The organism is Chroococcidiopsis sp. [FACHB-1243] (assembly GCF_014696895.1).
Lineage (GTDB): Bacteria > Cyanobacteriota > Cyanobacteriia > Cyanobacteriales > Chroococcidiopsidaceae > Chroococcidiopsis.
In genome coordinates this window covers 38,450-46,005 of record NZ_JACJQX010000046.1, presented here as the reverse complement: position 1 = coordinate 46,005, position 7,556 = coordinate 38,450, and the positions used below count along the sequence as shown (strand labels likewise).

The following is a 7,556-nucleotide window of genomic DNA, read 5'->3' as shown; positions in this document are numbered from 1 at the left end:
CACTGGTCTTATTGGCGACGCGCCCCAGAACGCGACTGCACGTTACTGGCATTTTCAAAAACGAGCAAGTCTTTCTTCTGCTTAAATACAACTGTAATACGAAATTTCTAGGAGCAGCGGAGTCGATCTATCAACATTCTCAACCCAAAAGACATCTGTTACCTAGTTGTGTAACTAGGGAGAGCATCAAGTATAAAATAAATGAATGGAAGAGAATTACTAGGGCTAGTGTCTCTGAATAAGGAAATAACTCAGTATTAAACCAAAAATACTATCTTTTAACTTTTGAATGAAATTAAGTTGACAATACCGTCAAAACAGCCAAAAAAGGGTTGACAAATTTGACATCTTGCTGGATTGCATCTGATTTCACGAACCCTATATTTTCGCTGACTCAATTGGGCAGGAGGAGTTTTTCGGTCAAGTATACGTTGCATTGGGCGTAGAAACACCCTGCTAGTGACGATGCTCCTCCAGGCAGTCAGGAATTAAAGACTTTGAAATTGCTAAAAAGGCGATAATCGCGATCGCTACACTAACTATAAAAATTCCACGATAGCCAATTGCTGTAGCAATAACACCACTGATAGAAGCAGCACCGAGACTACCCAGAATACCGATTGAACTTTGAATGGTATAATCTGTGCCAGGTGTTTCTAATCTGCTTTTGTCCATCATAATCGTGAAGGTAGCAGTATTCATAATGCCAATAGTAAAAAATGTACTGATATTAACCAAATAAAGAATAGGCAGATCGACGATCCCGAATGCAGGAAGTAGGTAGGTTAGCATGGATATCGCCCATAGTAAACTAAATACAAACAGCGATCGCTTTCGTCCTAAAGGAGCAATCAGCAAACCTGCGGCAATTCCACCAAATGCGGAAGCACCAGCACCTACAACTCCTGTCAACCAGCCAATATCTGATAAAGATAGCCCTACATCTACTAGTAGGGGACGAAACATAGTAGCAGCCATATGACTGCTTGATGAATACAGTAGTAAGACTAGTAACCAGTTCAGCACACCTGGATTACTGCAAAAGTTGATGAATATTTTGAAGTAGGAAGGAAATTGAAAGCAGGTAGCAAACCTGGAAGTGGAATTTGTTTTAGATGCAGATGCAGCAGAGAGTTTATTCCTCTTCGGTATTTTCTCCCGATGCAAAAATACTGGAAGTAGTGCCAGTACCATAATCAGCGCCAAAGTTTGTAAACTGGCAGTCCACCCCCAGCGATCGAACAACATCAGCATTCCGCCGCCGCCGATAACTGCACCCAAAGAACCGCCTACACTTTGCACTGCATTTCCCAATCCTCGCTCATTTGGCTTCAGTAATCCGATGGCAAGAGCATCGGTAGCAATATCCAAACTGGCACAAAAGAAACTGATTAAAGCGATACAAACGAGCAAGGCAGTTAAGTTGCGATCGACATTCAGCCAAGCACAAATAGCTGTCACGCCAGCAATCAGAAGTTGAAAACAGATAATCCAGAATCTATAATGACCCCAACGAGTGAAACCATAACGGTCGATTAAGGGAGACCAAAGAAAGTTGAGTGCTATAGGCAGAGCAAGCAATTGAAGTAAGCCAATTGCTTCTAAAGACACTCCCTTTTGGCGCATGAATATAGGTAGAGCTTGGGAAAGAAACCAAAATGGTATTAGCTGTGACACGTATAAGCTGCCGAGTAACCCAAGTTTCTGAAAGCTTTTGATGTTAATCACAACAGAGATCCTTCCTGTAATACTGAGTGCGATCGCGCTGAGGTTGAAATCAAAACTCCAGTGAGATTGAGCCGACTACTGTAAAAGGTTCGCCAGGTGCAATTCTGGCAACTCTGCTAGAGGGTGCGCTAACAATATAGTCAGTATCAAACAGATTTTTAAAATTGAGAGCGAAGCGCCAGTTCTCTCGACGGTAAAAAATGGCAGCATTGGTGAGAAAGTAGCTGTCTAATTCAAAACTGTTATCTAAGTCTCCTTCACGTTCCCCGACGTAGTTAAATCCAATCCCAAAGCCTAAACCCTGCAAACTACCACTCTGAATTTCATAAGTCGTCCACAAACTGGCACTATTTTTAGGAACGCCGACCAGGCGGTTGCCAATTTCAAATACGTTGTCCTCAGTAATCTCGGCATCCGTGTGGGCATAGCTAGCAATAATATTCCACCCAGGCAGAATTCGCCCAGTGACATCGAGTTCTACTCCTCGGCTGCGTTGTTCGCCTGTTGCCACAAAAACACCTCCAAGATCGATAAAGTTAGGATCTGTTGAGGCAACATTCTGTTTGGTAATGTCAAAATATGCCAAAGTAGCAAATAGTCCACCCTCTAGCAATTCAGCTTTGATCCCAACTTCATATCCCTCACCTTTTTCGGGTTCGAGAAGTTCGCCACTGGCTGTCAATCCAGTACTAGTATTAGGAGTAAACGATTGTGAATAACTGGCGTAAAGGGAAATTTCTGGAATTGGCTGGTAAACAATCCCGACGCGAGGACTCCAAGCATCACTGTTTTGAGTCGGATCGGCACCAGTAGGAGTAAAGAAAGCTTCTGCGTTAGTTGCTTCTTGATTTACACTATCAAAGCGCAAGCCTGCCAGTAACTTCAAATTGTCGAACAAGGCAATTTGGTCTTGTAAATAAATCCCTACTCTGTCCGTTTCAGTTTCAGTATCCTGCGCTAGAGGTAGATCTTCTGAAGCAGGTCTAGGCACTGTGCCGTAAACTGGATTGAAAATATCAATTGGTGTAGGGTTGAAGAAATCTACCCTAACAAAATTACTTGAGTTGCTGCGATTGAGATCGACACCAAATAAGAGGGTATGCTCTACTGTACCTGTATTAAATTTCCCAACTACATTTGTTTGTAACGAGTAATCTTCAGAATCAAAATCATCATAGGCGTAAACGCGATTCAAGATCCCCGTTGCTTCATCAAAATCGCTAGCAATGGTTAGTTTATCGGAAAAGACACTACTATTTAAATAACGAAACGCATTGCGTAGCGTCCAGTTATCGTTAAAACGATGCTCTAAGTTATAGCCAACCTTGAAGAAGTCACGTTCGATATAGTCGTCTGGTTCGTTCAAAATGCGATCGCGAGGAATATCGGCAATTCCTTCCCCTACGGCAACAGTGCCATCAGTATCAAACGGTCGCTCGCTATCTGCATATTCTAATTCAAATGTGATGTCGGTGCGATCGCCAATTTTCCAGGTTAATGCTGGCGCGATGAAAAAGCGCTCGATATTTCGGTCGTAGTTCCGAAAACTCTCGCTGTCTAAATAGAGTGCATTCAGACGATAGAGTAGGTTGCCGTCTGTAGTTAGGGGACCTGAAATATCAATTCGAGGTCGAACGAGATCGTAGCTTCCAGCCTGAAATTCAGCTTCGTAAAAAGGTTCTGACAACGGCTTTTTGGTGACTGTATTAATGACACCACCTGGTTGAATCTCGCCGAAGAGAATTGAAGCTGGACCTTTGAGGATCTCAATTCGTTCTAGGTTTGCCGCTTCTGGAACTTCTGGGAGATTATATTGCCTGAAACCGTCTTGCAAGACAGGGGTTCTCTCAAAACCGCGAATAATGTAGTTGGCTTCGGTAGTAGTATCAGTCCCACCGTAGATAAAACTGCTGGCGTTACGTAGTGCCTCCTCTAGCCGAATGACTTGTTGATCTTCAATCACCTCTTGGGGAATGACTTGAACTGACTGGGGTATGTCGCGTAGAGGCGTATCGGTTCTTGTGCCAGCAGTTGCATTTGGTACTAAATACTCATCTTGTTCGCCTGTCACCACTATTTCTTCCTCATCAGTCTCAACCGATGGTTTTTCTGCTGGAGTTTCACTCTCCAGCTTTTGGGCGGGTGTTTGTTCAGTTTCCAGCTGCTGTGTAGAAGATACAGCTGTCGCCAAACCAAAAATTAACCCCTCAGCACTGGTAAACGATTCAACTTGTGGTAAGCTTGCCTCACCCTTCACTGTCATCCGAATCGTATTAGCATCTTGGTTAGTAACCGCGATCTCAGCAATTCCTGCAACTGGTTGTTCCTGGCGAAAGGCATCGCTATTAGGCAAGCGCAGTTGTGCGTTAGGAATATCAGCAGTATAGGTATTACCATCACTTCTTGCCGACACTTGTAACCGCTTGCCTAAAGGAGTTTCTAAAATTATCTCTACCCCTTTATCAGTAGGATTAACCCGCACTCCAGTTACTTGTACAACTTGCACCCCAGCTTGGCTGAGCCTAGAATGCTGTAATAACGTTTGAGCATTTGTGCTTGGCTCTCTTATTTTCCGCAGTTGCTGCACCCTACTAGGTTCAACTAACTGTGTTTTTGAGAGTAGAGGTAATCCTTGCCTTGAATCCCCCGTCTGGGTAGGTGAAAAAATATTTTCTCCTCGAACAGGAATTGCGATCGACACAACAATTGAGCCTGTGAAGAACAGGCTTTGAACTAACCGCTCTGGTCTCATTATTCTCCTCAAACTCTATCGCGTCACTCTATTTGTGGTTAATGACACAACAGTACTCAAATTATTGAAAGTTATTTGCGGTCATTTTGCAAGTTATTTTTGCAACACGATCTATTCATTGAGAAATATTACTGAAAAAAGACAGGAGGCAGGAGACGGAATGTCTTGTTTTCTCCTTCTTCCTTTATAGGTTGCAAGGCACCATTATTTATGGAGAAAAGCTTTGCTGCACGCGCGTCTTGATTAAAAAGAATGCGCTGCGACTTAATTACGCTAGGCGATCGCGCCACCGCCCGCTATGGGTTATGACTTTCACCACTCCTGTCCCTCATTGAAGAGAAACAATAGTCATTCACCTAAGCAGAAGGCAGAAGGAAAAGCTTTTCTAGTAAAAGATTACAGATAGCTGTGATGTCCTAGCCTTTTGGTATTTTGTGATAGCACACATTTAATATGTCTGCCAAACTCTTGGTAAAAGCTTAACAATCTTTTTTCATAGCCTCAAATAATACTACTGAAAATAATCATAAGCATATTTTATCAAAAACCTCTTGCTAAATGCTACAAATTCCTATTAAAGTAAATTCGAGCTAGTTGAAAATTACTTGCAATACAGCTCGATTAATTTATTTGTATTTCCTACAAGCTGACAATAAGGCTTTTTCTCTTCCAACTGAATCAGCACTTTGACCGATCGGGGGTCAAATGCGCCAATTGCGATCGCCATCAAAAGTTTACAGAGTGCATCTCAAAGTCTGAAGGATAGTATGTGTCAAAAGATAGACGACCGAAAAGAAATTTTCCGTGATTCCCTAGCTAAGACTTGCAAGGACACTTGCAATGTCATGAATACTCTTAGATCGATACTGATTGACTTAGGTATTCCAGAAGAGACGCTGAGTGAAGATACTTTACTAAATCAGGATTTGCAGCTTGATTCTGTTGAGACAGTAGAAATTGCTTTGGGATTGAAGCGTAAACTGGGAGTCAACGTGAAGCTAGAAACTCGGCAAGATATGACTCTAGCCCAGGTCTGCAATACAGTTAAGGCTGCGATCGCGACCCAAAAATAGTAAAGTGCAGCCATGCTACAGGAATGTACAACTGCGATTGGGGGGTTAGGTTTAGACATTGTACCGATCGCCAGAATTGCTAGACTCGTTGACCGATGCGATCGCGAAACCCTCAGTTTATTGTTCGCTTCTAGCGAGATTGAACTCTGCCAATCGGCTAGCGATCGCCTGGAGTGTTACGCAGTGTGCTTTGCCACCAAGGAAGCCGTAGGCAAAGCCCTAGGTACTGGATTATTAGGCATTGACTGGAATGAAATTGAAACCAACATCATAGATGACAGGATAACTGTTCATCTCTATGGAAAAGCAAGCGATCGGGCGAAAAGACGTGGTGTACGAGAATGGCTGGCTAGTTGGTGTTGTTGGGATGGACACGTATTCGTTCATGTTTTCGCCCTATCCCGATAAATTATCGAGCTATTACTCAACCAATAAGGACAAGTCGCATGGAAAATATTTCTGAATTACCCAGTGTCCTTAACGTTGCAGCTTACTTTATAGAAAGCAATTTAGCACAAGGACGTAGTGAAAAAACAGCTTTTTATTATCGAGATGAAGCGTACACTTATGCTCAAGTCAGCAGCTTTGTCCGACGCAGTGCTAGGTTACTTGCCAACCTCGGTTTAGAACGAGAAAACCGGATAGCAATTCTGTTGCCAGATTCGCCAGAGTTTATATTTGCCTTTTGGGGGGCAATCTGGTTAGGAGCCGTACCAGTCCCGATTAATACAACTTGTAACATCGACGATATTCAGTACATTCTGCAAGATTCACGCGCTAAGGTCTTATTAACAACTCAAGCATGGCAAGAGAAACTAGCTCCTATTCATTCACAGTTCTTGCGTTGCATTCTGCTAGCAGATGGAGAAAACCCTTTTGTTTCCCTACTTGCCCAACAAGATGAACTGTTAGCTTATACAGATGCGACCGACGAAGCAGCTTTCTGGCTTTACACCTCTGGTAGTACAGGTCGTCCCAAAGGCGCGATCCACCTGCATCAAAGCATGGTAGTTTGTGCAGAAAGTTACGCTAAAGCAACGCTGGGCTTGCACGAAAATGACATCACCTACTCAGTTGCCAAGATGCCCTTTGCCTATGGATTGGGAAATACCTTGTATATGCCAATGGCAGTTGGAGCTACCAGCGTGCTGTCTGATGCCAACAATGCTTTTGACATCATCGCAGACATTCAGCGTTATCGACCGACTATTTTGTTTGGGATACCTAGCGTTTACGCCAGTATTCTTGCTCTGGCTGACATCTCTCCTCTAGATGTTTCCTCCTTGCGCTTATGCGTGTCTGCAGCTGAACAATTGCCCAAGATTATTTGGTACAAGTGGCTTCAGACATACAACCATGAAATTTGTGAAGGAATTGGCACTACTGAGTTTTTGCATATCTTTCTGTCCAACCGTGTAGGAGAGTGCAAACCAGGAAGTTCTGGTCGCCCCGTTTCTGGTTACGATGTTCAAATTATTGATGACAATGGTTTTTCTTGTTCTCCTGGCGAAATTGGTAATTTACAAGTAGCTGGGGAAAGCTTGATGTTGGGATATTGGCGGCGAGTACAACAAACCCGAAAAGCGATTTATGGAAACACCATGCGAACTGGAGATAAGTATCTGCGCGATGCTGACGGGTATTTCTGGTTTATGGGACGAACTGATGACCTTTTTAAAGTGAACGGTCAGTGGATATCTCCTCTAGAAATTGAGGATATATTACATCAGCATCCACAAATTTTTGAGGTGGCTGTTGTACCCGATGGTAATGAAGAACAATTAACTCAGATTGTTGCTTATATTAGCCTCAAGCAAGGACAGGAATCTTCACCTGAATTAGAAATGAGAATTCGTCAGTTTGCCAGACAACGGTTGCCTCATTTCAAAGTGCCTAATAAAGTTTGCTTTATCGAGAAATTACCGCGTACCTCGACCGGAAAAATTCATCGCCAGTTATTAAGCAAAAAATTAAGTTTACTTACACATTCAAGTTTGTAAAAG

At 43.0% G+C, this 7,556-nt stretch carries 5 protein-coding genes; 3 read left to right on the top strand and 2 right to left on the bottom strand.

All coding sequences use genetic code 11. The features are described from left to right. Nucleotides 1–456: 456 nt before the first annotated feature. Both H6G17_RS34290 and H6G17_RS26565 read right to left on the bottom strand, forming a co-directional pair. Complete coding sequence (locus H6G17_RS34290; RefSeq protein ID WP_199317018.1) at nt 457–1,728, bottom strand: MFS transporter; 1,272 nt, start codon at nt 1,726–1,728, stop codon at nt 457–459. A 49-nt stretch (nt 1,729–1,777) separates the two neighbouring features. Then, on the bottom strand, nt 1,778–4,480 hold the full coding sequence (locus H6G17_RS26565; protein ID WP_192161576.1) for a TonB-dependent receptor: 2,703 nt from the start codon (nt 4,478–4,480) through the stop codon (nt 1,778–1,780). Nucleotides 4,481–5,325: 845 nt separating this feature from the next. Between H6G17_RS26565 and H6G17_RS26560 the strand changes: the two genes are divergently transcribed. The 3 genes from H6G17_RS26560 to H6G17_RS26550 are packed head-to-tail and all read left to right on the top strand — an operon-like array spanning nt 5,326 to nt 7,553. Beyond that, nucleotides 5,326–5,553 (top strand): acyl carrier protein, encoded by a 228-nt coding sequence (locus H6G17_RS26560; protein ID WP_192161575.1) that lies wholly within the window; start codon nt 5,326–5,328, stop codon nt 5,551–5,553. Nucleotides 5,554–5,565: 12 nt separating this feature from the next. After that, entirely contained in the window at nt 5,566–5,961 is a 396-nt protein-coding gene (locus tag H6G17_RS26555) for a 4'-phosphopantetheinyl transferase superfamily protein (RefSeq protein ID WP_192161574.1), read from the top strand. A 38-nt stretch (nt 5,962–5,999) separates the two neighbouring features. Beyond that, nucleotides 6,000–7,553, top strand: a complete 1,554-nt coding sequence (locus H6G17_RS26550) for a benzoate-CoA ligase family protein (RefSeq protein ID WP_192161573.1) — start codon at nt 6,000–6,002, stop codon at nt 7,551–7,553. The last annotated feature ends 3 nt before the right edge of the window (nt 7,554–7,556 follow it).

What these genes read in the sequence shown, in the direction of transcription:
- H6G17_RS26565 (WP_192161576.1), bottom strand. Translation starts at nt 4,480, where the DNA reads ATGAGACCAGAGCGGTTAGTTCAAAGCCTGTTCTTCACAGGCTCAATT.
- H6G17_RS26560 (WP_192161575.1), top strand. Translation starts at nt 5,326, where the DNA reads ATGAATACTCTTAGATCGATACTGATTGACTTAGGTATTCCAGAAGAG.
- H6G17_RS26555 (WP_192161574.1), top strand. Translation starts at nt 5,566, where the DNA reads ATGCTACAGGAATGTACAACTGCGATTGGGGGGTTAGGTTTAGACATT.
- H6G17_RS26550 (WP_192161573.1), top strand. Translation starts at nt 6,000, where the DNA reads ATGGAAAATATTTCTGAATTACCCAGTGTCCTTAACGTTGCAGCTTAC.